This is a genomic window from Ruegeria sp. HKCCA6837 (assembly GCF_013034475.1).
In the GTDB taxonomy this organism is placed as follows: Bacteria; Pseudomonadota; Alphaproteobacteria; order Rhodobacterales; family Rhodobacteraceae; genus Ruegeria.
Genome location: NZ_WQGD01000014.1, coordinates 1 through 25,690, shown reverse-complemented (window position 1 = coordinate 25,690; position 25,690 = coordinate 1). Strand labels below are relative to the sequence as shown.

At 54.3% G+C, this 25,690-nt stretch carries 23 protein-coding genes and 1 pseudogene; 6 read left to right on the top strand and 18 right to left on the bottom strand.

All coding sequences use genetic code 11. The annotated features are described in order from the left end of the window. Position 1: 1 nt before the first annotated feature. The 12 genes from GOV91_RS17195 to GOV91_RS17140 all read right to left on the bottom strand — a co-directional run bounded on the left by GOV91_RS17195 (position 2) and on the right by GOV91_RS17140 (position 11,328). A complete protein-coding gene (locus tag GOV91_RS17195; protein ID WP_152459090.1) occupies positions 2–304 on the bottom strand; it encodes an urease subunit gamma in 303 nt (100 codons plus the stop codon). Position 305: 1 nt separating this feature from the next. After that, positions 306–1,004 (bottom strand): urease accessory protein UreD, encoded by a 699-nt coding sequence (locus tag GOV91_RS17190; RefSeq protein WP_253282908.1) that lies wholly within the window; start codon positions 1,002–1,004, stop codon positions 306–308. A gap of 398 nt (positions 1,005–1,402) precedes the next feature. Beyond that, positions 1,403–1,855, bottom strand: coding sequence for a CoxG family protein (locus tag GOV91_RS17185; RefSeq protein WP_171236405.1), 453 nt, complete (start codon positions 1,853–1,855; stop codon positions 1,403–1,405). Between the two features lie 106 nt (positions 1,856–1,961). Further along, entirely contained in the window at positions 1,962–2,774 is an 813-nt protein-coding gene (locus GOV91_RS17180; protein WP_171236404.1) for an XdhC family protein, read from the bottom strand. A gap of 12 nt (positions 2,775–2,786) precedes the next feature. Then, complete coding sequence (locus tag GOV91_RS17175) at positions 2,787–3,974, bottom strand: VWA domain-containing protein (RefSeq protein ID WP_171236403.1); 1,188 nt, start codon at positions 3,972–3,974, stop codon at positions 2,787–2,789. Next, complete coding sequence (locus tag GOV91_RS17170; RefSeq protein WP_171236402.1) at positions 3,974–4,840, bottom strand: MoxR family ATPase; 867 nt, start codon at positions 4,838–4,840, stop codon at positions 3,974–3,976. The genes GOV91_RS17175 and GOV91_RS17170 overlap by 1 nt, the downstream gene beginning before the upstream one ends. A 101-nt stretch (positions 4,841–4,941) precedes the next feature. Continuing rightward, positions 4,942–7,359 (bottom strand): aerobic carbon-monoxide dehydrogenase large subunit, encoded by a 2,418-nt coding sequence (locus GOV91_RS17165; RefSeq protein WP_171236401.1) that lies wholly within the window; start codon positions 7,357–7,359, stop codon positions 4,942–4,944. Then, on the bottom strand, positions 7,356–7,850 hold the full coding sequence (locus GOV91_RS17160; protein WP_170355562.1) for a (2Fe-2S)-binding protein: 495 nt from the start codon (positions 7,848–7,850) through the stop codon (positions 7,356–7,358). The genes GOV91_RS17165 and GOV91_RS17160 overlap by 4 nt, the downstream gene beginning before the upstream one ends. A 12-nt stretch (positions 7,851–7,862) precedes the next feature. After that, complete coding sequence (locus GOV91_RS17155) at positions 7,863–8,696, bottom strand: xanthine dehydrogenase family protein subunit M (protein ID WP_171174986.1); 834 nt, start codon at positions 8,694–8,696, stop codon at positions 7,863–7,865. A 139-nt stretch (positions 8,697–8,835) separates the two neighbouring features. Then, positions 8,836–9,918 (bottom strand): MHYT domain-containing protein, encoded by a 1,083-nt coding sequence (locus GOV91_RS17150; RefSeq protein ID WP_171236400.1) that lies wholly within the window; start codon positions 9,916–9,918, stop codon positions 8,836–8,838. Between the two features lie 422 nt (positions 9,919–10,340). Further along, a complete protein-coding gene (locus GOV91_RS17145; RefSeq protein ID WP_171236399.1) occupies positions 10,341–10,748 on the bottom strand; it encodes a universal stress protein in 408 nt (135 codons plus the stop codon). Between the two features lie 58 nt (positions 10,749–10,806). Next, positions 10,807–11,328, bottom strand: a complete 522-nt coding sequence (locus GOV91_RS17140; RefSeq protein ID WP_253284498.1) for a phasin family protein — start codon at positions 11,326–11,328, stop codon at positions 10,807–10,809. Positions 11,329–11,454: 126 nt separating this feature from the next. On the opposite strand from GOV91_RS17140, the gene GOV91_RS17135 reads away from it, so the two are divergent. Next, positions 11,455–12,612 (top strand): cation:proton antiporter, encoded by a 1,158-nt coding sequence (locus tag GOV91_RS17135; RefSeq protein ID WP_171174993.1) that lies wholly within the window; start codon positions 11,455–11,457, stop codon positions 12,610–12,612. Between the two features lie 19 nt (positions 12,613–12,631). On the opposite strand, the gene GOV91_RS17130 is transcribed toward GOV91_RS17135, so the two are convergent. Both GOV91_RS17130 and GOV91_RS17125 read right to left on the bottom strand, forming a co-directional pair. Further along, complete coding sequence (locus tag GOV91_RS17130; protein ID WP_254440705.1) at positions 12,632–13,039, bottom strand: c-type cytochrome; 408 nt, start codon at positions 13,037–13,039, stop codon at positions 12,632–12,634. Between the two features lie 139 nt (positions 13,040–13,178). After that, a complete protein-coding gene (locus tag GOV91_RS17125) occupies positions 13,179–14,804 on the bottom strand; it encodes a Na/Pi cotransporter family protein (protein ID WP_171236398.1) in 1,626 nt (541 codons plus the stop codon). 489 nt (positions 14,805–15,293) lie between these two features. On the opposite strand from GOV91_RS17125, the gene GOV91_RS17120 reads away from it, so the two are divergent. Next, positions 15,294–16,460, top strand: coding sequence for an APC family permease (locus tag GOV91_RS17120; RefSeq protein ID WP_171236397.1), 1,167 nt, complete (start codon positions 15,294–15,296; stop codon positions 16,458–16,460). A 4-nt stretch (positions 16,461–16,464) separates the two neighbouring features. After that, positions 16,465–18,081 carry a hypothetical protein gene (locus GOV91_RS17115; RefSeq protein WP_171236396.1) on the top strand — a complete coding sequence of 539 codons (1,617 nt, stop codon included), beginning with the start codon at positions 16,465–16,467 and terminating at the stop codon, positions 18,079–18,081. Here GOV91_RS17115 and GOV91_RS17110 read toward each other — a convergent pair whose 3' ends face one another. Further along, on the bottom strand, positions 18,082–19,674 hold the full coding sequence (locus GOV91_RS17110) for a trypsin-like peptidase domain-containing protein (protein ID WP_171236395.1): 1,593 nt from the start codon (positions 19,672–19,674) through the stop codon (positions 18,082–18,084). A 453-nt stretch (positions 19,675–20,127) separates the two neighbouring features. Between GOV91_RS17110 and GOV91_RS17105 the strand changes: the two genes are divergently transcribed. Further along, on the top strand, positions 20,128–21,432 hold the full coding sequence (locus tag GOV91_RS17105; RefSeq protein WP_371732335.1) for a ferric reductase-like transmembrane domain-containing protein: 1,305 nt from the start codon (positions 20,128–20,130) through the stop codon (positions 21,430–21,432). 300 nt (positions 21,433–21,732) lie between these two features. Continuing rightward, positions 21,733–22,296, top strand: a complete 564-nt coding sequence (locus tag GOV91_RS17100; protein WP_171236393.1) for a flavodoxin domain-containing protein — start codon at positions 21,733–21,735, stop codon at positions 22,294–22,296. Positions 22,297–22,378: 82 nt separating this feature from the next. Here the strand turns inward: GOV91_RS17100 and GOV91_RS17095 are convergent, their stop codons facing one another. After that, positions 22,379–23,224, bottom strand: a complete 846-nt coding sequence (locus GOV91_RS17095; protein WP_171236392.1) for a universal stress protein — start codon at positions 23,222–23,224, stop codon at positions 22,379–22,381. A gap of 88 nt (positions 23,225–23,312) precedes the next feature. Next, positions 23,313–23,690: a nuclear transport factor 2 family protein gene (locus GOV91_RS17090; RefSeq protein WP_171175016.1), complete on the bottom strand. Its 378-nt coding sequence runs from the start codon at positions 23,688–23,690 to the stop codon at positions 23,313–23,315. Between the two features lie 444 nt (positions 23,691–24,134). Between GOV91_RS17090 and GOV91_RS17085 the strand changes: the two genes are divergently transcribed. After that, on the top strand, positions 24,135–25,154 hold the full coding sequence (locus tag GOV91_RS17085) for a hypothetical protein (protein WP_171236391.1): 1,020 nt from the start codon (positions 24,135–24,137) through the stop codon (positions 25,152–25,154). A 339-nt stretch (positions 25,155–25,493) separates the two neighbouring features. On the opposite strand, the pseudogene GOV91_RS22580 reads toward GOV91_RS17085, so the two are convergent. Continuing rightward, positions 25,494–25,690: pseudogene (locus GOV91_RS22580) on the bottom strand (IS6 family transposase); the annotation flags it as partial.

Below are 25,690 nucleotides of genomic sequence, written 5' to 3'. Positions count from 1 at the left end.
ATTAACGAATGGGATTGTGAACAGTGACAAGCTTGGTTCCATCGGGAAACGTTGCCTCGACTTGTACTTCGTGGATCATCTCTGGCACGCCTTCCATACAGTGTTCCCGGCTGATGACTTCAGCCCCGGCTTGCATCATGTCAGCGACCGATCGACCATCGCGCGCACCTTCGACCACGGCGTCCGTAATCAGGGCGATGGCTTCGGGGTGATTCAGCTTAACGCCTCGGGCCAGCCTCTTGCGGGCAACTTCCGCGGCCATGGCGACCAACAGCTTGTCTTTTTCACGTGGGGTCAGGTTCATGTCAGAGCATCCAGCATCGGGGCAATGTGCCTTTGTTCAGTTGCCGCAAAACCGGCATCAGGGTACGGCGCAGGGCAAAGCTGTTTTCAGCCAGGGCGCGAACAATCAGCAATTCGTTTTGTATAAGTGTCGCCCCTGCCGTATCCGGCAGCATGTCGCGAACCGGGCCCAAATGAGCTTCAACAGCCTTCGAGGCAAATACGATCAACGCCATTGCCCCAGCGCCGTTTGCGATATGCGGCTTGGACAGATGAGCGTTCAAGTCGCCTGAAAACTGTATCGCATCCAGAAAAACCGGACCTTTTTGGCGGTGTATCTCGATCCGATCACTGAGACGGATTTTGCTGAGCCGCTCTCCCATCGCCGCGCGCCCGAAGACCATTGGCTCGATCATCAACAACTCAGCCTCAGGAGCTAAATCGATCTTCAGCCGACGCTCCAACGCGCTATCGTTGAACAGGATCGTCTCTTGCGGCAACCAATTCACACGAGCGCCAGACTGAACTGTCAGGTGGTTGGTAATCTGGCCGATTTCTTCAGGCTGCGCTTTGTAGACACGTTCGCAAGCCTGCGTTGTCAGCGTCAGCGTAGTGCCTTCTGCAGCTTTGCCTGAAAACCGAAATCTATCGCCCCCGGTCACTCCACCGGCCGTGTTGAGAAGAACCGCCTCCAAATGCGGCGTTGTGGTTCTTGGGAACAAGCACTTGAAGGACCCGGAATGGTGAAACCTGTCTAATACACTCTTAGCGCCCAGCAGCTTGGTGCTTAGGTTAACTGAACCAGCGGCGCGTGGTGGGTTCGCACTTTGCGCGGGTTTTATAACAGCAGCTTGAGTAATAAGGCACCTTTGGAAGACCTGTTGGTGCCATCTGTTTCCTTGCTGACGCGCCGAAACGCCAATTTGCACCGTCGCAGAATGCCTAGTTTCGCGTCATCCGATCAAATATTAACCGAATGCACGCCCGGCGGCCTAAAATTTAAGCAGATTCACCCTATAAATGAATGCGTCTCACCGTAAACCCGCAAGTCGCACTGCGTTGCGGAAGTCGAAAGGACCGCCGCAACGCAAAGCACGTTCGTTAAGTTTGGCCGCTGCGCTTAGCCAACGTATTGATCGGCAACAACTTCCCCAAACCTGTCAAAAAACTTGACCGAGAGTTTTTTGGCAGTTCCTGAGATCAACCTGCTGCCCAGTTGTGCAATTTTACCGCCAATTGCGACCTTGGCGGTATAAGACAGCACTGTTTCTTCCCCATCAGCCACAAGAGAGACATCAGCGCCACCATTTGCGAAACCCGCGGCTCCTCCCTTCCCTTCTCCACTCAACGAGAACGCATCAGGCGCTTCTGAATTGTCCAGCGTAACCTCGCCATTGAATCGCGCCTTAACGGGGCCGATTTTCAGCACAACTTTGGCCTCAAGATGCTCAGGTGAATGCTGGATAAGCTCTTCGCACCCAGGAATGCATTCGCGCAGGACATCCGGGTCATTCAGCGCGCGGTACACTACGTCTCGGGGCGCAGAGATGCGAATTTCGTCATTTAGTTCCATCTGAGGATCCTTTTCTCAACAACATCTTGGGAAAACACGAAGTGCCACCTCGGTCGCTTCTTCCGGGGTCGAATCCGGTTTTGCAGCCCGGAAGGACGCCAACCAGTTAAGCCATTTTTTCTTCATGCGAAGTCTCCTCGGAATTATATGAGTTCCGCCAAAGGATAATTTCAGCAAGGATCGACAGGGCAATTTCGTGTGGGTCGATCGCATGGATGTCCAAACCGGCAGGCGACTTGAGCCGCTTGGTTTGTGCAGAACTCAAACCTTGCGCTTCCAACCTGTCGCACAACACCTCAGCCTTGCGGCGGCTCGCAACCATTGACACACGGCGCGCCGGTGTTTCGAGCGCGGCTTTCAATGCGGCGCCATCACCTTTTCCCTGCGAAGCGACCACTGCGAAATCGCGTGGCTCAACACCCAAAGCGCTTAAGTTTTCCGGATCGAAACTGGTAAAATCCACTTCACTCTCAGAACCTTCGGGCAAGCAAACACGCAATCCGATAAGCGCTGCGTGCTCTGCGAGGGCATGGGCAATCGGGGACTCTCCAAAGATGATCAAACGCGGCGCATGCTGATACGGCTCAATCAGCAAGTCGACCGTTCCACCCGAAGGGCAACCGCTCTTGAAGGTTTCCACGCCGTCCGGGTCTGTCATTGCCACCACCTTGTCCGAGGGTTTCACGCGGATCATTTTCGGAAAGCCACCTGTAAGTGCTTCCTGAGCTGATGCCCGTACAACGCGCTGCACACAGGCTCCACCCAGATGTCCCAATATCCGACCGTCTCGCGTGACTACTGCCTTGCCGCCCGCCTTGGCCGAGGTCGCGTCGGCGGTGCGAAGGACAGTTGCCACGCAAAAAGCGTCCCCCTGCTGGCGCAGCTGTTCAATCGTGTCGAAGATGTCGAAACCTGCCATGGTTTTATCCTTTCACAGTTTTCGGAATTCAGGTTCTAGTGCCGCCAGTGCTTCGAGCGTGTTGGCAGGAAGATGCGCGTCCAGGTACGGCTCTGCGGCCTTCATGGCAGCGGCAATGGGCTGGTAATCTTTCCATCCTTTAAGCGGATTCAGCCAAACCACCCGTTGTGCCTTGCGTCGGACCCGCGCCAGTATATGCCCCAAAGCCGCAGGCGACGAGCTGCAATAGCCATCCGAAAGGATCAATACCACCGTCCGCCCGTTCAGGGCACGGGCACCGTATCCATTCAAAAATTTTTCAAGGCTACCCGAGATGTCAGTACCGCCGCCAAACCCTTCGGCCATCAGCGACAATCGGCCAGCCGCGCGCAGCGTGTCGTGATCGCGCAGTACGTCCGTCACCCGCATCAAATGCGTATGAAATAAATACGCATCCGCTTCGGCTCCGCTGCCAATCAACCCCTTGAGAAAGGCAAGGAAAACTCGCGAATAAACTGTCATCGAACCGCTAACGTCACACAAAGCCACGATCCGCATAGGGCGTGGCGGGCGAGCACGACGGTAAAGATCAATCGGCTCACCACCCCTCGCAAGGCTGGCGCGTTGAATACGGCGCATATCCAAAGCCGGGCCGCGCATCGCAAGTTTGCGTCTGCGCGAGCGACGGTCCCGGATGGCTCGCGCGATGGCGGTTGCCGCCTGTTCCGCTTGCTTCAACGCGTCTTCATCCATCAGCTCACGCAAATCCCGACGCGACAGGTTAGCCGTACGGGTTGCGATCAGCCTCCCGTCTCTCCCCAAGGCCTCCCCGTCGCCAGGATCAGGTTCTTGCGCCTGATCCGTGCCGGTTTCCGCCTCCCGAGCGTCTTGGCTTTGCTGCTGCCAAATCATCGGCTTTGCGGATTGAACCCGCACATGAGCCGTGTGGGCAGTTCCCGTTCGGTGCTTGCCTGTATTTAACCAGTAGGCATCGAACAAGTCCTCGAAGCGACGCCAATCGTCAGCATCGCCTGCCAGCAATACACAAAGCGCCTGCTGAGCCTCTCTGACATCCGTTGCGTCAACTGCTGCCAGAGCAGCCAGCGCGTCTCCTGTCTCAGCAGATCCCACACGCATCCCGTTCATACGCAAATGTGCGATGAAACCAGACATGCGATCCGACAAACCAGATGCGCGGGAGGGAAACCGAGTGACTTGCATCAGGCAACTTTCCCGATCAAGCGATCCATGACTTCGGGCGGCGCGGCATCGTAGTCAGCGGCAGTTTTCAGAAGACACACAAGGGTTGCCTGAACCTCTTCCTGGGACTGCGCCATGTCGTTGACACCCAATCCTGATAGCGCGGCTGCCCAGTCCAGCATCTCGGCGATGCCGGGTGTCTTTTCCAAATCTTCCTTCCGCAAAGCCTGAACGACCCCGATGATCTGACGCGCAAGCCGCCCTTCGACGTCAGGCATGCGCGCATTCAGGATCGCCATTTCAGTTTCTCGCGATGGGTAGTCTAGGAAACTGTAAAGACAGCGACGCCGCAGCGCGTCGGACAGATCTCGCGTCCCGTTGGCCGTCAGGATTACAATCGGGCGCGAACGCGCCTTCAGGGTGCCGAGTTCGGGGATGGTGATCTGAAAGTCTGACAGAATTTCAAGCAAGTAGGCTTCAAACTCTTCATCGGCCCGGTCGATTTCATCGATCAGCAGAACCGGTGGATCTTCTTCGCTGATTGCCTCCAGCAATGGACGCTTCAGCAAGTAGTCATCGGTGAACAGTTGCGCCTCGCTGGTGCCTCCGCCAGCCTCGCTTGCACGAATGGCCAAAAGCTGACGTTGGTAGTTCCACTCATAAATGGCGTGACTGGCGTCCAGCCCTTCATAACACTGCAATCGGATCAATCGCGTCTCACGTTGAGCCGCAAGAGCCTTGGCAACCTCGGTCTTGCCGACACCCGCAGGCCCCTCAAGCAGCAACGGACGACCCAGCGTCTGCGCAAGATGCAGGGCCATGGCCAAACGATCATCGGCAACATAGCCCTGTGCGGCCAATCCGTTCTGAACGTCAGTCAAAGTCAAAACCAGGATCCAATCTTCATCTGGCCAAAAATACCTCGGGGGTCCGAGGGGGCAGAGCCCCCTCGCTTTGGTCGGGCCGGCGCCAGCCGGTCCGAACCATTTTACCCATGCATCCCAAGACCATTGGCGATCTTCCAGATTCGCCAGTGGTCGTGCGGCATGTGGCTTTGCACCAACCCAAAGGGCCGGAACGCATCATGCACCGCGTTCGAGAAGCAGGGAACGCCGCCCACGTTCGGGCTTTCACCCACTCCTTTTGCACCAATCGGATGGTGCGGGGACGGTGTCACCGTATAGTCGGTGATATAGTTCGGCGTCTCCCAGGCCGTTGGCAGGAAGAAGTCCATCAGCGTGCCTGTCTTTACATTGCCCATCTCATCATAGGCAATTTCCTGGCCCATCGCGATAGCCAGCGCTTCGGTCACACCACCATGGACCTGCCCGTCGATGATCATCGGGTTGATCCGCGTGCCGCAATCGTCCAGCGCATAGAACTTCCGCACTTCCCATTCGCCGGTATCCACGTCAATTTCCATAACGCAGATATAGGCCCCGAACGGATAGGTCATATTCGGCGGGTCGTAGTAGCTGACGGCTTCCAGTCCCGGCTCCAACCCCGGGATGGCCTGATTATAGGCGGCGAAGGCGATTTCTTTCATGGTCTTGAACCGCTCGGGCGCGCCTTTGACAGCGAACCGGTCCACATCCCATTCGACGTCGTCATCATGCACCTCAAGCAGGTACGCCGCGATCATCTGCGCCTTGGCGCGGATCTTGCGCGCGGCCATAGCCGTCGCCGCCCCAGCCACAGGCGTGGACCGAGAGCCATAGGTCCCAAGACCATAAGGCGCGGTGTCCGTGTCGCCTTCCTCCAGCGTGATATCGTCGGCGGGCAGGCCGATCTCGCTGGCGATGATCTGGGCAAAAGTCGTGGCATGGCCTTGACCCTGACTGATAGTTCCGAGCCGCGCGATGGCTGAACCCGTTGGATGTATGCGGATTTCGCAACTATCAAACATACCCAGCCCAAGAATATCGCAATTCTTGACCGGCCCGGCCCCGACAATCTCGGTGAAATGTGTCAGGCCAATCCCCAACAACTTGCGGGTCTTGCCAGCTTTGAAGTCCTCGACCCGCTGCGCCTGTTCGGCCCGCAGACCGTCATAATCTACGGCCTTCAACGCCTTGTCCCAAGCGGTGTGATAATCGCCCGAGTCATACTCCCAGCCCAGCGCCGACTGATACGGGAACTGATCGGCCTTGATAAAGTTGATCCGACGCAGCTCGGCCGCATCCATGTTCAGCTTGATGGCCAGAACCTCGATCATGCGCTCGATGAAATAAGCAGCCTCGGTCACACGGAACGAACAGCGATAGGCCACGCCTCCCGGAGCTTTGTTGGTATAGACACCATCGACAGCAAGATACGCGGTGGGGATGTCATAGGAACCGGTGCAAATATTCATGAATCCAGCTGGAAACTTGGTCGGGTCGGCACAGGCATCAAACCCACCGTGATCGGCGGTTGTATGACACCACAGCCCGGTGATCTTACCATCCTTGGTGGCTGCGATTTTACCCTGCATCCAGTAGTCGCGGGCAAAGGCGGTGGACATCAGGTTCTCCATCCGGTCCTCGACCCATTTCACTGGTTTGCCGGTAACGATGGAAGCAACGACCGAGCAGACGTAACCTGCGTAGGCCCCCACTTTATTGCCGAAGCCACCGCCAATATCGGGGCTGATCACGCGGATATTGTGCTCGGCCAGGCCAGAAATCAGCGACACAACCGTGCGGATCGCGTGCGGGGCCTGGAACGTGCCGTACAGCGTCAGCTTTCCAGTCACTTTGTCCATCGAGGCCACGCAGCCGCAGGTTTCCAGCGGACAGGGGTGGGTCCGGTGGTAATAGACCATCTCTTCAGCCACCACATCGGCCTCGGCCAGAACGGCCTCGGTCGCGTCCTTGTCACCCTGTTCCCACGTAAAGATATGGTTGTGGTGCTTGCGTGGGCCGTGCGCGCCCTCGGTCTGGCCTTCAAGGTCTTCGCGCAGGACAACATCTGATTTCAACGCCTCGAAAGGGTCGGTGATGACAGGCAGTTCTTCGTATTCGACCTCGACCAGTTCCACTGCGTCTGCCGCAATGTACCGGTCCTCGGCCACGACATAAGCAACTTCCTGGCCCTGAAACAGCACTTTGCCATCGGCCAGCACCATCTGCTTGTCACCTGCCAGCGTCGGCATCCAGTGTAAACCCAGAGGTGCAAGATCCTCAGCTGTTAGCACGGCGACAACGCCGGGTACCGCCAAGGCTGCCTCTTTGTTCACGCTGACAACGCGGGCATGTGCGTAGGGGGAGCGCACAAAGTCACCGAACAGCATGCCGTCAAGCTTGATATCATCTACATAGTTGCCCTTGCCTTGGGTAAAGCGCACGTCCTCGACGCGTTTGCGGGCGCAGCCCATACCTTTGAGGTTGGCGGCGCGTTCTTCGGGGGTCAGAGTCTGGTCGTTCATTCCGCGGCCTCCTTCTGAGCGTTCAGCATGTCAGCCGAAGCTGAGATCGCCTTGACGATGTTCTGATATCCGGTGCAGCGGCACAGGTTTCCGGCCATGCCAAAACGGATTTCTTCCTCGGTCGGATTAGGGTTTTCCTGCAACAGACGATGCGCGCGGGTGATCATGCCCGGCGTGCAGAAGCCGCATTGCAACCCGTGATGTTCGCGGAACATCTCTTGTAAGACGCCCAAGCTGCCATCATCATTGGTCAGCCCTTCAACGGTGGTAATATCTGCCCCGTTCACCTGGGCCACAAAGGTGGTGCAGGACTTGACGGATTTGCCATCGATATCAACGGTGCAGGCCCCACAATGGCTGGTCTCGCAACCGATATGAGGACCGGTAATTTTCAGATCTTCCCGCAGGAAATGGATCAACAACGTGCGCGGTTCGGCCAGACCTTCGACCTCTTTGCCGTTCACGGTGAGTTTGACGTGCATTTTCGACATTGCTTTCTCTCCTCACCCTGCGCGGCTTTGCGCACGGTCGATGGCGCGGCGCAGCATTACGGCGGCCACGTGTTTCTTGAATTCAACGGGTCCTCGATTATCGGCGACGGGATCGATCGCATCGAGCATAGCGGCAACGCAGCCCTCGACGTCACCACCTGCGAGAGCGGTGCTCGCGTCTGCGGACCAAATGGGTGTGTCGGCCAGATTGGTCATTGCAACCGAAGCGGTTCCCTGCCCAAACATCACCGCGGCAGCGGCCGTCGCATAGTCGCCAATCTTGCGCTTTTGCTTTTCATAGGCTTGCCCAACGCCGGCAGCGGGAACAGGTATTGAAATCCGGGTCAGGATCTCTTCATCTTCGCGCGCAGTGAAATATGCGGCCTCATAAAAATCACGGGCGGCTACGCTGCGGTTGCCGTCAGGCCCCGACAGTTCGAACGTGGCATTCAGGCATTGCATCAAACCCGGCATGTCATTGCCAGGATCCCCATTGGCCACGTTGCCACCAACGGTGCCCATGTACCGCACCTGAGGATCGGCGATCTGCAAAGCAGCTTCGCGGATCAAAGGGATTGCCGAGGCCAGACCGTCATGCGTAATCATCTCGTGCTGCGTCACCATCGCCCCCAAGGACACCGTGTCGGAACCGATCTTGACCCCTTTGAGTTCGTCGATAGCCTGCAAATCGACAAGATGGCCCATCTCGGCCATGCGCAGCTTCATCATCGGGATCAGGCTGTGCCCGCCCGCGATCACGCGCGCCTCATCTCCGTGCTCCTGCAAAATGCCAATGGCCGAGGCGATGTCGCCTGGCCGGTGATACTCAAAACCGGCTGGTATCATGTTTTTCCTCCCTGGGTCCGAGCGATATGCCTTGGGGGACCTGGGGAAAGGAGAGAGCTATGCAGCCAGCCGTTCCAGCAGCGAACAACAGAGCGCGCGGCTTGTTTCACGAAATGCGAATAAGCTGCACGAACTGCGATCAGAGACCGAGCGCCTCGCGAATATCCGTCAGACGGGAACGGCTTACCGGGACTTTGGTCAGGGCGTCGACACCGTCGAAATAACATGTGCCGTTGTCCTTGTGACGCTCAAAGCCTGAGACGTGTTTGGGGTTCACCAGATAACTGCGATGAGCGCGTAAAAAACCATCTGGCTTTAGTCGCGTTTCGGCCTCGGTTATCGACCAAGGGCAAAACAGTTTTTCGGCACCCATATAGAGAACAGAATAATGCCCCTCGGCCCTGATGGCTGCGATTTTTGCAGGTTCTGTAAAAAAGGTCTGACCTTCTCGCTCGAACGGAACACCGGCGCGAAATGCGGCCGGTTCCGAGGCGGGTTCGGGCTTGGGTGTTTCCGTGGGCTCAATAAACGAGATGCCTGTCAACAGAAACGCCCCGCATATCAGAAACACCGAAACGGTCACGCCCATCGCCAGAACCTGATTGTCCAACGCAGGCCCTGCACCACCGACGCTGTCGCTTGCGACAAAGTCGGTCAGACCGGTTGCTACGAAATGCATGGTAAATACAGCCAGCCCAAAGCACACTGTCCCAAGCAATATGTTGCGCTGTGTGCGGTTTCCATAAGCGACCCAGATGGCCGCCACGGACAGGATCACCGAAGCCAGTGTCGCCACGAATACATCCAGAACATTATATACAGGACGACACAGCTGCATTCCGGCCATGCCAATATAGTGCATCAACACAATCCCCAGCCCAACGATCATCCCTGATCCAATCATCGTCTGTGGCGTGCGTGGGCGAAAATGCAGCAACAACAGCGCCAGCCCAACCATTAGGATTGCGACCAGCGCGGAAATCAGAGTGATCAAGGCATCATAATAGAACAGGATCGGCAGTTGCAGGCCCAGCATGGCAACAAAGTGCATCGACCATATACCGCCGCCCAGAATAACTGCTGCCAGAGCGACCACAAGTTTGCGCCGCTGCGTGTCCAGGCGAGACGCCCCATGAGTCAGATAGAGGCCAGTAAACCCAGCCATCAGCGCCACGGCCAGAGACGCTGCCACGAGCCACACATTGTGCGAGTAGTCCAACATTCGGGTGTCCACGCCCTCCCCAGCGCGTGCTTGACGTTAGCAAACAGGAATTCCCGGTACAATCTAGTCTGGCCAAACTGTGAAAAGCGCTCTCAGACCAATTTTACCAGCGTAAGTCCCTTCAACTAAGTGCTTTTTCACACCTTGCCAGGATTGTGTCACCGCGAAACAGTAGTACGATCAAGCGAATTCACCTGCATCGTGCATTCCCATGGCTCACTTAGACCGCACGCTCGTACAACAAACCTTCTTCTTTTCGAAGCGACAATGGGAACAGACCGTACTGCATCACTGCAAAACGGACTTTCTCGGAGCGGGTTACAAAAACTTGATTGGCGATTAGCTTTTTATACGCGCAAGCTACGACAGCCTCTCGCTCGCCATTAGTTAAGTTCTTTCGACGTGACCCAACCCACTCTGGATCAGCGAATTACGTGAACCGAACATTTCGCATGATGCACAACCCTGTTTGCGGTTGATCCGAGGAATATGTCCTCGAAACCGGGCTTGTGCGATGCCAAAACAATGCAATCCACATCGTTCTCGTTCGCGAAATCAACGATCGCTCTACCTGCTTGACCCGAGATAAGTCGCGTCTTCGCTCCTGGAATCTCAGAGGCCGTCTGATGTAGGTTGTCCAAGATTTCATGCCGCGTGTTCGCAAGCACCTCACTTGGAATCTGAGACCCTACATAGGCCGGGATTGGTTCCTGGGCGTGTATCACAGTGAAAACAGCGTCCTCATCGGCCAATTGGCGCGCCGCCTCAAAGGACGCGCGCGTGTCGTGCTCTTGGTCCAGAGCAACCGGGATCAGGATGTTCTTATACATTTGGTCTCCTATCTACAGCTCCATCGACGTCAGCCTGAAATTTGCGACAGCAGGAAACCTACACAGGTTCAGACTTCGATGATTTGCCAGCACTCTTCGTTGCGGTCGCAACATCATCAACGGTTTTCTCGACAGCTTCAGCTTCGGTTTCCGCGACATATGCGGCACAACGGGCCACAGTTTCGAACCATTCCTGAGCATCAGCAACCAACCGCTCAACCGAATGGCGTTGCCATTCCGTCATGCTCTGAAGGGCTTTCGTAGGTTCAGACGGGTTGGCGGAAGATACTTTACGTGCAGCTTGCAGGGCCGTCCGGACCGCCTCGTGACGCCGTTCGAACCAATGCTGCGCAAAGGCTTCTGTTTCTTCTAACATTTTTTCTTGCGCGTCCCAAAACTGTTCGATCTGGGCACCGAAAGCTGGATTGCCAGAAACGGGCGGCTGCATTTGCTTGAATACGTCCATTAGTGAAGCCGGGTGGCTAGGGTTAGATTTCTTTGTCGACATCGAAAATTCCTCCTCATTCCCTGATGACCCATTGTCCCACCTGCAGCGAGCTTTCGCCTTAATACAGATCAATATTCCTTGTTTTCATGCTTCTTGGCTTACGCCGCGAGAGAACACTCCTAACCTTTCGACATCGGTTCCTAGATGGCAGGATTGGAGTTAAAGTAGATCAAGCAAGAACTTAACGCTTGGTTTCAAATGAACATTGCGGGTTTTCTGATTACTCTTGGCGTCCTTTTCCTTGCCGGATTGGTGGCTGATCAGCTTGGTCGGGCCACGCATCTTCCTCGGGTTACGACCTTACTTTTCCTCGGCATGATCGCCGGGAACGCCGGAATGGGGTTGATCCCGCTTGACGTTGCAATGTGGTTCGATGAGGTATCCATCGTGGCTTTGACCATGGTTGCGTTTCTTCTTGGAGGGTCCTTAACCCGCGAGAACCTTGTTCGACATGGCCGGGCCATTCTGGCAATTTCCATTTCGATCGTGGTTGCCACCCTCATTATTGTGTCGGTTGGACTGACCGCAATTGGCGTACCTTTCGGGTTGGCGTTCGTATTGGCGGCAATTGCTACAGCTACGGCTCCGGCTGCCATGACAGACGTAATTAGACAGTCTGGGGTATCCAACAATTTCACCGAGACCTTAAAGGGCGTTGTCGCAATTGATGATGCTTGGGGTCTGATCGTTTTCAGCATCGCCTTGGTTCTGGCCGGTCATTCGGACGGTTGGGCCACCGTCACGACCACAGCGATCTGGGATTTCGGGGGCGCAATTGTTCTGGGCGGCGTGTTGGGCATTCCGTCCGCTTACCTGACCGGTCGATTAAAGCCAGGTGAACCAATGCAGGCCGAAGCGGTGGGGATCGTCTTTCTGACAGCGGGTCTTTCGCTCTGGCTGGAAGTTTCGTTCCTTGTAACAGGCATGGTCGCCGGAGCCGTGATCGGGAACCTTGCCCGCCACCATGACCGAGCCTTTCACGAAATCGAGCACATTCAATGGCCATTCATGATCCTGTTCTTCCTGCTGGCCGGAGCCTCATTGGATATTGAGGCTTTTGGCTTGATGGGCTGGGCCGGAGCCCTTTTCTTGCTTTTACGAACCATTGCACGACTTGTGGGCGGCTTTTGTGGCGCAAGACTAGGAGGCTTACCACGCCGTCAGGCTTACTGGTGTGGCCCCGCTTTACTGCCGCAGGCAGGGGTTGCAGTGGGGATGGCTTTGGTCGCCGGGGAACAGTTTCCAAATTGGGCGGCATCCATAATGGCCTTTACCTTGGCCAGTACGGTGGCATTTGAAGTGTTTGGGCCGCCACTGACGCTTATGTCGATCAGACGCACCGCGGATACCGAGTAGCTGCACGCTCGTTCGGAGCCTATTCAGCCTGAACCGATTCAAGAAAGACGAGCAAATTCGCCAGCGGCAGGCCCACCATCATAGGTTGGCCATTAGGCAAAGCGACAGCGATCTGTTGGTCCGTCTCAAAAACCGCGCCGAAGATTGGCATTTCGCCCCCATGCGCAAGCAATTGCGAGCGACCGTCAATCTGCTGAGCTATGCGATCTATCGGAAACACGCCGCCGTTTTCGGCCGCCAACTTGGTGAGGTCAGGTGTTTGAACAGCCAGCATTTCGGCCATCGGCCCATCGCCAGTCGCTTCGAAACCGTGGCATTGCCAGCAATACGTCCGGTACAAATCGCTTCCGTCGCTCACACTTACGTCCTGCGCCAGTGCAGAGCCGGTGACGAACAGCGTCAATAATACCCCGTGAAATAACTGCATTTGCTCCTCCAATTCGCTGCTTCTGATGATGGTCCCATTAAATGGCATACTTAAGAAACTTCTTTGACCTCGCTCATGTTGTATGCGCCAAGACGAACGCTGGTGTTTCAGCTTTATAGCGTTGGAGCACATGCCTGATTTAATCTGCGTCGACCTCCGACTTCGCAGCCTCGGCATGGACCTCGCCACGCTTGCCTCCAAAGGAGGCTCCTTCCAGTGCATTCAAATGCCAGCGAATTCGCCAAAGATGATAAGACACTCGATGCATCCATCTCAGAGAATCCAACCGAGCCCAGACCACCTCGTCCGGCAAACTGTCAGTCGCAGCGTCGGAAATGAGCAAGTCTCTGCGAAGTTTCCTCTGTCGTCGCAGAAAGCGACGAACACGGTTCAGCGTGTTTTCACATTCCTCTTGGTCATAGATTTTCAAGTAACTGTCAGTTGCCGCAATCACCACCAAAGCAAGCCGTTTCAAACGCCGGTCTTTTGGTAACTCGCTGATCCTGTCAACTTGGCTACATCGGTAAAGCAACCGATCCAGATGATCGAGTATGTGGTACATACCCTTGATCCTGGAAATCTCGACATCGGACTCGCGGGAAGGCTCTATCTTGTCTAGATACGCGCGCGCTTCGGCCAAGGCCGTCTCAATGCTGTCCCGCCCGTAGTCGGTTTCGCCTGGCAGCCGCACACCCATACACGACCGAAGGTGCGCCACTTCGGCCAGCACAATTTGATCGACTGAGGCTTTTGCCGCATCCACCGCTATCTCCGGCAACCCTAGCACGAGCGGATCTAAAGATTTTGTTAGCTCAGCTCCTCGATCGGGTATAAGCGCCTCGACAAATCTGGCAAACGGCTTGGCGAACGGCAGGATCAAAACCACCCCCAAGGCGTTGAAGAAACTGTGGAATGCCACAAGCGCGGTCAAAGAGTTTTGGGCCCCCGCCCCGCTTACAAAGACCGAAGTAAATGGCCCCAGCAGAAAAAACGCCATTACTCCTGTCATCACGTTGTAGATCACATGGGCAGAACCGGTTCGGCGGGCCATCGTGCCCCCGCCCAAAGTAGCCAGAACGGCCGTAAACGTCGTACCCACATCCATTCCAATGACCAACGCCGCTGCTTGAGGGAAGCTCACAGCGCCAGCGCTCAGTGCCGCCAAGGCCGTGGCGACACCGGCGCTCGAAGACTGCGTCACCATCGTGATCAGGACACCAATCAAGACAAGCTTCAGCCTGCCTAGAAGTGTATCTGGTGGAAAATCAGCAGGCGTAACTACGCCACGAAATGCGTCCAGGCCGGACTTGAGTTGTTCGATTCCTATGAAAACCAAGCTGAACCCGGCTAACGCCAGCCCAAAGTTAGAAACCGCTTTCCTGCCCGAAAGCGCGAACAATGCGCCAACAAAAACAACAGGCAACATCGCTTGCCCAAGGTCCAGCTTGAACCCCAAAAGCGCGACCAGCCAACCTGTCATGGTCGTTCCGATATTGGCTCCAAAGATGATCCCAAGCGCTTGCGGGAACGTGAGCAAACCAGACGCGACAAAGCCCACGGCCGCGACAGTGGTTGCACTGGACGACTGTATTGCAGCTGTCGTGACAGCGCCGGTCACCGCACCCGTAAGAGGCGTGGACGTGAACTTGCTCAGAACATCGCGCAGCCGCGCACCAGCCAATGCCTTCAACCCGTCCGTCATCAACAGCATTCCAACCAGGAAGAGACCGATGCCGCCAAATGCTGGTAATAGGTTCCAGAACATCACAAACAACTTGCCACGCTTAGCCAATGTACGACGGGCACGTTCGCTGTACCCTCAGGGCCGCGAGCAACAGACTGCGGCCCACTTTCAGCCTTGCAGACCCGATGTGACGCGTTGGTTGATATAGATCAAAGCAGCAACAAGATTCACATAGTGAAATAAGAATGTTTTAGCGTAGTCTACGTTCGCCGACCTGTCCCCAAACCAAACAAAGAGGCGAACGGAATTTTGGAGGAGTGGAAGTTCCACCCACGGGGCTCGGCAAAAGTGATGGCGAGCCCCGAATTTTTTATTGGCGCCCAATTCGCCCGAACGTTGAGACAAATCGAATTCGATGGATTCAACTGCGGGGACAAGGTGAGCCGCAAATCGCTAACCGTAAGGAGAATGGCATTATTGGCAACAGACAAACAGACCAGTCGGTGAAAAGCGCCTATGAACTCTGTTGATCCCAAAGAACAGAAACTTAAACGGGCCCTTACGACCCCGTTGCTGACGCTTTATGGCCTTGGCGTAACGGTAGGAGCTGGCATTTACGTTTTAGTCGGTGCAACAGCAGACATTGCCGGACCTTTCGCGGCGTTGTCATTCGTTGTAGCCGCGCTCGTCGTATCACTAACCGCGCTTTCTTATGCAGAGCTCGCAACACGATTTCCTGTGAGTGCTGGTGAAGCAGCCTATGTTGAGGCGGGGTTCCAGAAAAAATGGATGGCGGTTTTCGTTGGACTTGCGGTGGCAGCCTCGGGCGTTATCTCCGCGTCGGCCGTTGCAATTGGCGCAGCATCCTATCTGCACGCATTGACCGGCTTAGCCATCCCTTTACTGACCATCAGCGTAGTATTGATCATGGGCGCTATTGCACTTTGGGGAATAACGGAGTCGGTTCTCGTTGCAGCAATCATTACGATCATCGAAATCGCAGGTCTTCTCTTTGTGATTGGCTGGGGCATGACCATTCAGGATCCGCAAGGATACAGGATCAGTTCAATGCTTCCCCCGCTTGAACTTGACGCGTGGAGAGGCATTTTTGCAGCATCGCTTCTCGCCTTCTTTGCCTTTGTTGGCTTCGAAGACATGGCCAATGTCGCAGAAGAGGTTAAAGACCCGGTACACACCATCCCAAAGGCTATTTTGCTAACGCTGGTTCTGGCGACCGTGTTGTATCTTGGAACCTCAATGACAGTTCTGCTTGTTGTTCCAATTGATGTTCTTTCAATATCCTCGGCACCACTTGCGCTTGTGTTTTCAAATGCGCCTGAGGTGATCAAACAAGGCTTTTCTGCAGTCGCGATTGTGGCGACGGTCAATGGGGTACTAATCCAGATGATTATGTCATCACGGGTGATCTACGGGCTTGCTGACAGGGATCACCTGCCGAAAGTCCTGGCAACAGTACCTCAAGCAACGCAGACACCGGTTGTCGCTACTTTGCTGGTCGTGGCGATCATCGTTTTGCTAACCCAAACGTTGCCGATAGGTATTCTGGCTGAACGCACGTCTCAGATCGTTCTGGGCGTCTTTGTGCTTGTCAACATCGCGCTGATCCTGCTGAAGATGAAGCCAAGCGATACTAAAGAGCACTTCAAAGTTCCACTTTTCGTGCCCATCCTTGGAGTCATCACAAGCACAATGCTCTTCGGAGCAGGGTTTCTCTAGCCATATGACTACCAGTCGACCGTCCATAGGATTGCGCCTTTCAGTCTGGTGGCACAGAACCTTCGTGGATCTGGCTCAGCAGCTGCAATGGTCCTATCTGCCGCCATTGATGGTCTACTTCGCGGCGGGTGTATCAGGGCTGACCTCGGTCGTCGGAGCCTTTTTTCTGAAAGACTATCTCAACTTGTCCGCCTCATTCGTTGCAGGGCTCGCGTTTTGGGCGGGTATCCCGTGGATTCTTAAAATGCCGCTTGGTCATGTCGTGGACCTGTTTTGGCGCTGGAAATCCCTGCTGATCCTGTTTGGCGCGTCCCTCATCGCGTTATCGTTGCTCATCATGTATCGGCTCGTGGTAGCACCCGCGCAGATGGCCTCCACGATGCCGCTGGAAGACTGGTATGTTGTTGCGCTGCTGTTGGCACCCTCGGGCTATGCCATTCAGGATGTCGTTGCTGACGCCATGACGGTTGAGGCGGTTCCAAAGGTTGACCAGCACGGCCAACCGTTTACGCCTGAAGAAACCCGTGCACAGCACACAACAATGCAAACTCTGGGCAGAGTCGCGATCATTTCCGGGTTTGCGGCGGTTGCGGCTGTGAACATCTGGATTTTCTCTGGAACAGAAAACCTTCAAAAATCCGAGCGCCTTGCGCTTTATAGTCAGGTTTACCTGATAGCGCTGGCAATCCCGGTATTGTCCGTGAGCGGCGTTGTTCTTCACAGCTTGATACAGCGGCAGCGCATCCGGCGGGGCCACCCGACACACGCGCCAGAGGACGCCACCGAAGTCAAGTGGTCCATATTACTCGGCGGCCTCGCATTCGTTGTTCTCAGCATTGTACTGGGAACCGCGGACTTCGAATTTGCGCAAGAAACAGTCTTTGCCGTTTCCCTGACGGTGATCCTGTACCTCATGTCGCGTCTGCTGAAAGAGTTGGAACCGGCTCAGGCCAAGGCTCTGATTGGAACGGCCACAATCATTTTTGTGTTTCGCGCTGTGCCTCTCCCTGGGCCTGGTCTGACTTGGTTCGAAATCGATGAACTGGGGTTCGATGAACAGTTCCTTGCAATCTTGGCTTTGTTAACGTCACTGCTGGCGTTGCTCGGATTAATCGTTTTGCGCCCCTTCATGGCCAACCGCTCGATTGCGCATGTAGTGATATTGCTGACAATCGCCGCAGGCATACTCGCCCTGCCTAACCTTGCTCTCTACTACGGCATTCATGAATGGACAGCGGAGCGAACCGGCGGAATTGTAGACGCAAGATTTATTGCCATTCTCGACACCGCAGTTGAGTCTCCACTCGGACAGATCGCCATGGTCCCGATGTTGGCTTGGATCGCGCGCAATGCTCCCGTTCAGTTAAAGGCGACCTTCTTTGCGGTGATGGCATCGTTTACCAACATGGCATTGTCGGCAAGCAGTCTCAGCACCAAATACCTCAACCAAAAATTTATCGTCACTCGCGCTGTCACAAATCCAGAAACTGGCGCTGTCACCTCTACCGCAGACTACAGTCAGCTTGGATACTTGCTGATCTCAGTCGCGTTGATCTCAGTGATCGTTCCGCTGGTGACAGTGTTCTTTGTTCAAAGCTCTCGCTTCCAAACGAGCGAGTGATTACTGGCTTTCGACCTCTCTCAGCAAAGCTTTGAGATGTGCCACTGGAACACCAATATTCGACCCCCCAAACTCAGGCAGGATCGCGGCGTTGATGGCAACGACCTCTCCTCGCCGATTGAGCGCAGGCCCTCCGCTTCCGCCGGTTGTGGTTTCAGCATCATAGACGATGGCACCCGAGCTGGTCCGCGCAACGATCCCCCGGCTGGCGAGGGGTTGGATTTTGCTTTGTGCAGACAGCTGAGACGCTATGGACCAGAAATTCAGGGTTCCATCTTTCTCAAGCATTTCCAAAAAGCCCGGCCCCGCTTGGGCGATCAAAGCCTTTAAACCTGTTGGGTATCCCAGCAAGTACAGTTCTTCTCCGGCCTGCGGAGCGGCATCTGCCAACGGCATCCCCAAGCCGTGTACTTTACCTGGATCAACTGCCAATATCGCCAAGTCTGCCATTTCACTGAACCTTTCCAATTGAGCTTCTATTGGTTCAGCTTGATCCGGCAGATAGGCCAACAACCTCAACATTTCTGCCTTAAGGCCCGCGTCTTTCAGAGTTTGCTCTCTGTCTCCCGAAGTCCAAGGTAAAGCGACATGACGATTGGTGGCCATTAACGGAACCCCTTCCAACAGAAAGCCGGTGCCGGTGAACTGAAATTCAGCGGGTTCGCCCATCGCACCCGGTTCAATCAAAGGCTGGCCTAAAGGGGTTTTCAGCTTTTCTCCGTTCGGCCCCAATACATGCCGCAAAAGCTTCCCGCTTTCCAAGTGCCGCAACCCATAAGCGCCCTGAATAAAAGCGACGGATCGAGTCGAGGCTGCGATCACTCGGGTTGGTGCTCCTGCTCTGTGTTCCAGCGTCCCTAATCGCTGCTCAGCCGACAAAACTTGGCTTTCGAATGCTTCTCGCAACGAGGCCAAATCCTTGGGCGTGAGTGCGTCTTCCCGAGTCTGTGCAAGCATAATTGCAACCGCTTCGATCTTACGGGATTCCTGTTCGATGCTGTCCGCCAAGCGTCTGTCGTTTTGGTAAAGCAGGAACCCAAAGCCTAAGATCACAAGCAGCGCAGCTACGACTGTGATCCTGAACAGAAATGTGGTCTGAGACACAAGCCGACGCCCGCTGTCGCGCAACGCGCCAGACATTTTCTTAGCGAACGGTCGCCGGCTAGTACGAGTATAGGCGTATGCATCACTGAGGATATCTTCAACCGTATGGCGAACAGGATACGAGTGATTGCACAACCTGTACCGAGACATCGGACCTTTTTCGCCGAACTCGATCATGTCGCCATGAACAAGCAGCGTTGAAGAAATTTCTTGCCCGTTCACCCACACATTTCGTCCCGCTGACACGGTTATCGCATATCCGTCATCTGCCCATTGAAGGGTGGCGATATCGTTATCATGCGGGGGCAGGTCGTCTTTGGGGCGAACGCTTAACGCTCTGCCTTCACCAACAGATACGGTCAGAGCATTGTCAGCAAGCCAGTTTACGTTACCACGCGATGGTCCTGTGAGGCTCTCTAAGAAAGCCCGCACTTCCCTTCTGTCAACAGTACTCGAGGGCGCGACACCTTTCTCGCCCGGCTTGCGCATTTCGACCACCTCTCTTGACGCGTGTACGCATTCTAACACGCCTCAGCACGAAACTCATCGTACCGCTCGCGCAATAAATTTCTCCAATCTAATTAGACTCTTGCAATCTCTGGCCAAGTTCATTCCCGTCCTTGCTTCCGGACCGCAACTCAAAGAGAATTGACCGATAGCCAACCCTCTGCGCCGTCTTTCCTTGGTTCGATTTCGCGCACAACACTGCGGCAGAAAACACCGTCTCAGACCTTGATCTTGCGCAAGCAATCACTCTCGGCATTGACCACATTGAGCGCACCTACCGGGCTTGATGAATGAAGAATAACCCGCCAACAGACAGCCCCGTCGCCCCACAGGAACGAGAAATCTGAGAAGTCTTGATCGAATTTACAGGTCCGCCTACCGTTTGAGTTTAATGAGTTCGAGTTGCCCACTTATAGAACCGCGGAGCAAATCCGTATGAAATGGCCGTTCTTGGTACTGGTCTACGTTTTGCTGATCCTAGCCCCATTGGGTATTTCTGGTTTTTTGGGCTGGCCCCCGCGGTCCTTTCATCAAGAGCTTGCTTCCGGACTTGGAATGCTTGCTTTTTCAATAATCCTGGTGGAATTCCTGCTGTCTGGAAGGTTTAGATTCATTTCTTCCGGATTGGGTATGGATGTGACAATGCGAGTGCATCAACTGATGGCCCGCACCGCGTTGGGCTTTGCGTTGATACATCCGCTTCTGTATCAGGGTACACCCAATGGTGGACACCGCCCATGGGACGTGACGCATCAACTGACGATTACAACCGACCTTTCCACCCTGTCATCGGGTATCGGGGCTTACTTCTTGCTGTTCATACTGGTCGTCTCGGCGATTGCGCGCAAATCCCTTGAATACAAGTACGAGACATGGCGCTTCTTGCACGGGCTGGGCGCCTTAGTGCTGGCCTGCTTACTTTTGCACCATACGGTGTATGCCGGACGCTACGGCGGACATCCGTCACTGACCTATTTCTGGCTGGCACTGAGCAGTGTTGCGGCGGGAACTCTTCTATATGTCTATCTCGTTCGCCCTTTGCGTCAGAGGAAAAACCCGTGGCGCGTCACTTCTGTGTCTCGACTGACACCGAGGCAATGGGAATTGCGCCTCAAGCCCGATGGTCACAAAGGAATAACCTTCGAAGCAGGTCAGTTTGCCTGGCTCAAAGTCGGCCACAGTGCTTTCTCGTTAAACGAGAACCCATTTTCAATCAGTTCAGCACCAGCCAACGGCCCCGAAGTTTCATTTGTCATAAAAGAGCTTGGGGATTTTACACGCAATCTCGGACAGATCACTTTGCAGACCCACGCATATCTGGACGCCCCTCACGGAAACTTGTCGATTAAAAACAGGCCTGAGAAAGGCGTCGTTCTGATCGCAGGTGGTGTCGGGATAGCACCGATGCTGAGCATTCTGCGTCAAGTCAGGCTTAACGGAACACAACACGATCTAAAGCTCATCTATGGCAACCGGGCCGAGGAACAGATTGTTTATCGCCAGGAGCTGTCCAAAGAGGACGCGGTGTTTGTTCTTTCCGAACCCACAAAGGATTGGCAAGGAGAAACAGGTTTGATCGACGGTCCCCTTTTGGACCGCAACTTGTCCTCGGAGCATTTTGAGAACTGGCTGTTTGTGCTCTGCGGCCCAACTGCAATGATGGACAGTGTAGAAGATCACCTGATCGCCCGAGGAGCTTCGTCAGAGCGGATTCTGTCCGAAAGGTTCGACTATGATTGATCGGTTCAGAAATCAAACTGCGCGGCGACGATTAAGATTGGCTTTCTGGGTCATCAATACTTTAATTTGCTTCGCTGTTTTGGCCTTTTCTCTGCGATAGCAAAGCAGACCTTTTAGCGTCGAGTGGCTGAACTAAGCGATCACAAAGCGTCTTTGTACACGCCGTACTGAGCGCAGAAAAAATGTGCCACAACACCACCTAATTGATCCGGAAAACGCTTTTGATTGAGATCAAGGGCAAACACGCACCATTCATTCATATTCTATGATCTATTCAGGCCGATTTATGGGAGGATCGGAATGACCGTACTCATAGCCTTCGCTACAGTCGAAGGTCAGACCGCAAAGATCGCGCGGTTCGTCGGCAAAATTGCGAAGGAAGCCGGTTTCAACACAAATCTGGTCAATACCGACAAAATGTCCGACCGCGTGTCACTGGGTGATGTGGTCAAGGTTATTCTTCTGGCTCCTGTCCACGAGCGACGGCACCCCGAGTCATTCGAGGCTTTTATCTCCTCAAACAGGGATACCTTAGAGAAACGAAAATCTCTTGTGCTGTCCGTTGGTCTGAAAGCAGCATTTGCTTCGGGTCGTGAAGAAGCGCGCGACTATCTTACCGAAATGCTGTTGCGAACAGGTTTCCAACCTGACGCTACCGCTTTGATTGCGGGTGCGGTGAGGCCCGAAAACTATGGGTACTTTGAGAGAGAAATCCTCCGACACGTTGTTTTGCTGGGGCGGAAAATCGATCCACGAGATGGGGCGCGGGAATTCACTGATTGGGACGAACTCACGTCAATTGTGTTGGATTTCCTGAGTGAAAAAGGTCAGGCAGACCAGCATCAATCGCAGGTTAAGTCTTAAAGAACATCAACTGCCCCGCATTTCACAAAAAAGACTGCAAGCTGTGGTTGCCCAGCTAAATTTCAGTCGTCGGCTTGTATTTTCAGTGCCCGAAAAGCACTGGCATCCCAGTCTGCTCTAACATTGCTTGCGTCGTTCCTCCAAAAATTGATTCACGCATATAGGAATGCCCATAAGCGCCCATCACAACCAGGTCGGCCCCAATTTCTCGCGCGCGCGTTTGAATGCAGTGCTCGATTGAATTCCCGCCACGCGGGAACTGCGACACGGTCACGTTGCACCCGTGATGGCTGAGCCATCCAGCAATGTCAGTTCCGCGCACTTGTCCTTCTACGTCATCAGGCGGCGGCAAATCAAAACACCCAATCACAACGTTGCTGGTTGCCCGAAGAAAGGGTAAAGCTAAATGCGCAGCCCTAGAGGCAGGCAAGCCAGCATTCCATGCCAGAAAAATGCAGTCGCGCCGGACAAACGGATCCCCATTTACCATCAAGGCGATTGGTGAATGGAACAGTACTCCGCACGCAATCCTATGAAACAAGTCGGGGTCTTTTCTCAATTCGGCGTCTAGAAAAGCGATATCCGAGCTATTGGCTTGCTGTGCCACAAGGTGCTGTAACTCTAATCCAGATCCGATAAAGGCGATTACTTTTGCCGACACACCTTGTCGCTCCAGAAGAGCTTCAACCTCAGCAGCTCGAGACTTTAAGGCTACGTTTTTAGCCTTCAGAAGATCCAACCAGTTTGAAGGAAGGCCGGCCTCAACGAACCTGTTTGAGCCATACTTTAGGTAAGGTAGGTTGGGTAAAGCGGCAACCAAAATACACGTCAAATGACCGTTCTGGTTACGTGCTGCTTCGGCACATTCCAAAATGCGCGCATCGTCCGTATTAACTCCCAGATAATACGTCGAAGTTCTGTGTTGCATCCTTGGCCTCCGTACTAGGCTTCACAACGCTCAGGGGTTGAACGCGCTATTTCAATCAACACAGAGGCAATATTGCCGATCGTTCTTCTTACTTCGGCATCATGAAGAACTCTTCGAGAACGATCTTGCCTTCTGCCACTGAATACACCGCTATCTCACGCAAGGTTATATGCTCACCTGTGGCCTTCTGAACCACTTCAGCCCTGAACCGCACTCCAAAACGGTTGGGTGGGTGGACGTAAGGACCATCCACGTCGAGTTCTTGTATTTCGTGCGATGCCAACCAATCTTCTCTTTTTCCCTTGATGCCTTCCCGGCCCTTTGTAACGCGAAATTGTCGAACAGGAGGCACAACTGCCTCTATCGACTGTGCATTTTCGGCATACATTTCATCAACACTTGCAAGGCCCCTGCGCTCACGCATGGCCTGAACGAATGATCTTCCGATTTCAACTAAGTCTTCCATATCCACCTCATTGCTTTGGCACAGACTGTAACACGCCTTGACCCCGCCAATCTTGACAAGGATCAATGAGCTTATCGACGGAACTGTCACGTGGGGGCTGCCAGACGAACGCGAACTAGGCTCAATTAGGGCAAAACGGCTGAATTTTTGGTCGCGCGAAGACCGCGCCACTAAGTGATCGCGGGACACGAGTCAGCTTGAAAGTGTCTCGGCTGCAGAACAGCCTTTCCGATTGAAATGGTTGCGGACACCCTGCCCGCCTCAATCCAAGTTCCTCCGGCAAGACCGCCAATCAAATAATTCGAGCTGAAAAGCGAGCAAAAAAGTTTCCCTTTAGTCTCTGAAACAAAGGTCCCTCAGGTACTCGAGTCCGAGATCGGTGCCGACAGCAGCAATATGTGCTATGGTTTCCTTTTTTACTTTCAACAACGCAAGAGGTCAGACTTGTCTAACAGTCGTGTAGAACTGCGTTATTTTTCAATAGCATTGGTGCCGGTTTTGATTTTCGGCTTGCATGAGCTGATCCACCATCATCTGATTGCAACTGATTTGAACGTGCCGCTCGAAATCCTGAATGATGAAGTTACGTGGCTGGAAGCCGTTGGCCGATTTCGGTTTCTTGCGGCGTCTTGGTTTTTTGCGTCTCTTGCCGTGTTGGCAGTGGCTCTGCTTGTCCGCAACTTGGCAAAACCAATGGCGCAACAAACAAGAATTGCTGCAATTGCCACGGTACTTGCCATATTCACGCTAGCGGTGGTCCCAACAATCGAACAATATATGACTTCGGCCACACCTCGAATTTACCACCAGGTCGGGAAAGCTGTCTTCGAAACGGCGCTGTCACTTGGAACGCTGCCAGGGTGTTTAGAACCTGACGATCAATGGCTTTTGGGCACGTGCGGAGAGATACCTGTTTTTACAATGTTTATGCGGGTGTTGGATATCATCAACGCGCTCGCCGGACTTGCGGTCGGTTCACTGATAGTTGGTATGATCTTGTGCCTGGCGAGCAGTGATCACGAAAGTGTTGAAGAAACAGCTGCAGAACTAGCCAGAAGCCTTCACCAGATGCGGCAGCAGCTATACTTGTCCAGTCTGGTTCTGACCTTTGGAATGTTCTTTGCGTCGAGCTGGATGTATTGGCCTCTGCCTTTGATCTCCGAAACTGAAAAAGCCGCGTACAATTCGCTCATCACAGCATCGGCGCTGTTTACCGGAACTTATTTTTGTCTGCTTATGCTGAGTTTCTACCTTCCGGTCGCACTGATTTTGGATGGCAGGATTAAAAACCTTAGCCTCATGGTCAGCAAAGGTGAAATGCACAAACAGAGCTTTGATATCGAAGACTGGAAAACTGCGCACGGGTTGAAAGAAGGTGTGGGTGAGATCTTGCGCACAGGGCTGGCAATCGTTGCACCAATTTTGGCTTCATTCGCAGGTGGAATAGCTCCGCTTGCTGTCTAATCCATGTTGTCGGAGGAATGCCACCCGGTCTCTGACAGTTTATCGAGGCAGCATTAAGCCTCTTCGAACAAATCGAAATACCTGGTCAACAACGGGGCCAGATTATCACTCTTAACAGCTCTGGACTGGTTTTGAATTACTTGAATGGCGATTGCTCAATCATTCGCGAAGGCTGCGAAAGGCACCTGTCTGTCCCAAGACAAGTTTTTCTGGTAAGACATTCGCGGGAATTGAGGCACAATTCCGGGTCAGAAAGTACAACTGAAGTGAGACGGGTATGAGTGGCGGTGCTGTCAGACGAATTCGAACCAGTCTCAGTTTGCCGCGGAAACCGCGAACCTATCCGGAACAAAGTTGACGCCACTCGCTAAGAGCGGCGGCGCGAGTCAGCTTGAAGGTGTCTCGGCTGGCCAGCGATCTTTCCTGGTTGAAGTGGTTGTAGATGGAGGAATGGACGGCGGCGAACTTCTGCAAACTTCGCATGCGCCTGAAACGTTGCATCGCGCGTTCGCGTCGTCGGAACGGCGAGTGCGAAT

Bases quoted from the DNA above. Each gene is read 5' to 3' on its own strand.
- GOV91_RS17180 (WP_171236404.1), bottom strand. From the start codon at position 2,774: ATGGCAGGTTTCGACATCTTCGACACGATTGAACAGCTGCGCCAGCAG.
- GOV91_RS17135 (WP_171174993.1), top strand. From the start codon at position 11,455: ATGAACATTGCGGGTTTTCTGATTACTCTTGGCGTCCTTTTCCTTGCC.
- GOV91_RS17090 (WP_171175016.1), bottom strand. From the start codon at position 23,690: ATGGAAGACTTAGTTGAAATCGGAAGATCATTCGTTCAGGCCATGCGT.
- GOV91_RS17110 (WP_171236395.1), bottom strand. From the start codon at position 19,674: ATGCGCAAGCCGGGCGAGAAAGGTGTCGCGCCCTCGAGTACTGTTGAC.
- GOV91_RS17115 (WP_171236396.1), top strand. From the start codon at position 16,465: ATGACTACCAGTCGACCGTCCATAGGATTGCGCCTTTCAGTCTGGTGG.
- GOV91_RS17175 (WP_171236403.1), bottom strand. From the start codon at position 3,974: ATGCAAGTCACTCGGTTTCCCTCCCGCGCATCTGGTTTGTCGGATCGC.
- GOV91_RS17125 (WP_171236398.1), bottom strand. From the start codon at position 14,804: ATGTTCTGGAACCTATTACCAGCATTTGGCGGCATCGGTCTCTTCCTG.
- GOV91_RS17195 (WP_152459090.1), bottom strand. From the start codon at position 304: ATGAACCTGACCCCACGTGAAAAAGACAAGCTGTTGGTCGCCATGGCC.
- GOV91_RS17160 (WP_170355562.1), bottom strand. From the start codon at position 7,850: ATGTCGAAAATGCACGTCAAACTCACCGTGAACGGCAAAGAGGTCGAA.
- GOV91_RS17100 (WP_171236393.1), top strand. From the start codon at position 21,733: ATGACCGTACTCATAGCCTTCGCTACAGTCGAAGGTCAGACCGCAAAG.
- GOV91_RS17095 (WP_171236392.1), bottom strand. From the start codon at position 23,224: ATGCAACACAGAACTTCGACGTATTATCTGGGAGTTAATACGGACGAT.
- GOV91_RS17105 (WP_371732335.1), top strand. From the start codon at position 20,128: ATGAAATGGCCGTTCTTGGTACTGGTCTACGTTTTGCTGATCCTAGCC.
- GOV91_RS17145 (WP_171236399.1), bottom strand. From the start codon at position 10,748: ATGTATAAGAACATCCTGATCCCGGTTGCTCTGGACCAAGAGCACGAC.
- GOV91_RS17130 (WP_254440705.1), bottom strand. From the start codon at position 13,039: ATGCAGTTATTTCACGGGGTATTATTGACGCTGTTCGTCACCGGCTCT.
- GOV91_RS17150 (WP_171236400.1), bottom strand. From the start codon at position 9,918: ATGTTGGACTACTCGCACAATGTGTGGCTCGTGGCAGCGTCTCTGGCC.
- GOV91_RS17165 (WP_171236401.1), bottom strand. From the start codon at position 7,359: ATGAACGACCAGACTCTGACCCCCGAAGAACGCGCCGCCAACCTCAAA.
- GOV91_RS17155 (WP_171174986.1), bottom strand. From the start codon at position 8,696: ATGATACCAGCCGGTTTTGAGTATCACCGGCCAGGCGACATCGCCTCG.
- GOV91_RS17185 (WP_171236405.1), bottom strand. From the start codon at position 1,855: ATGGAACTAAATGACGAAATTCGCATCTCTGCGCCCCGAGACGTAGTG.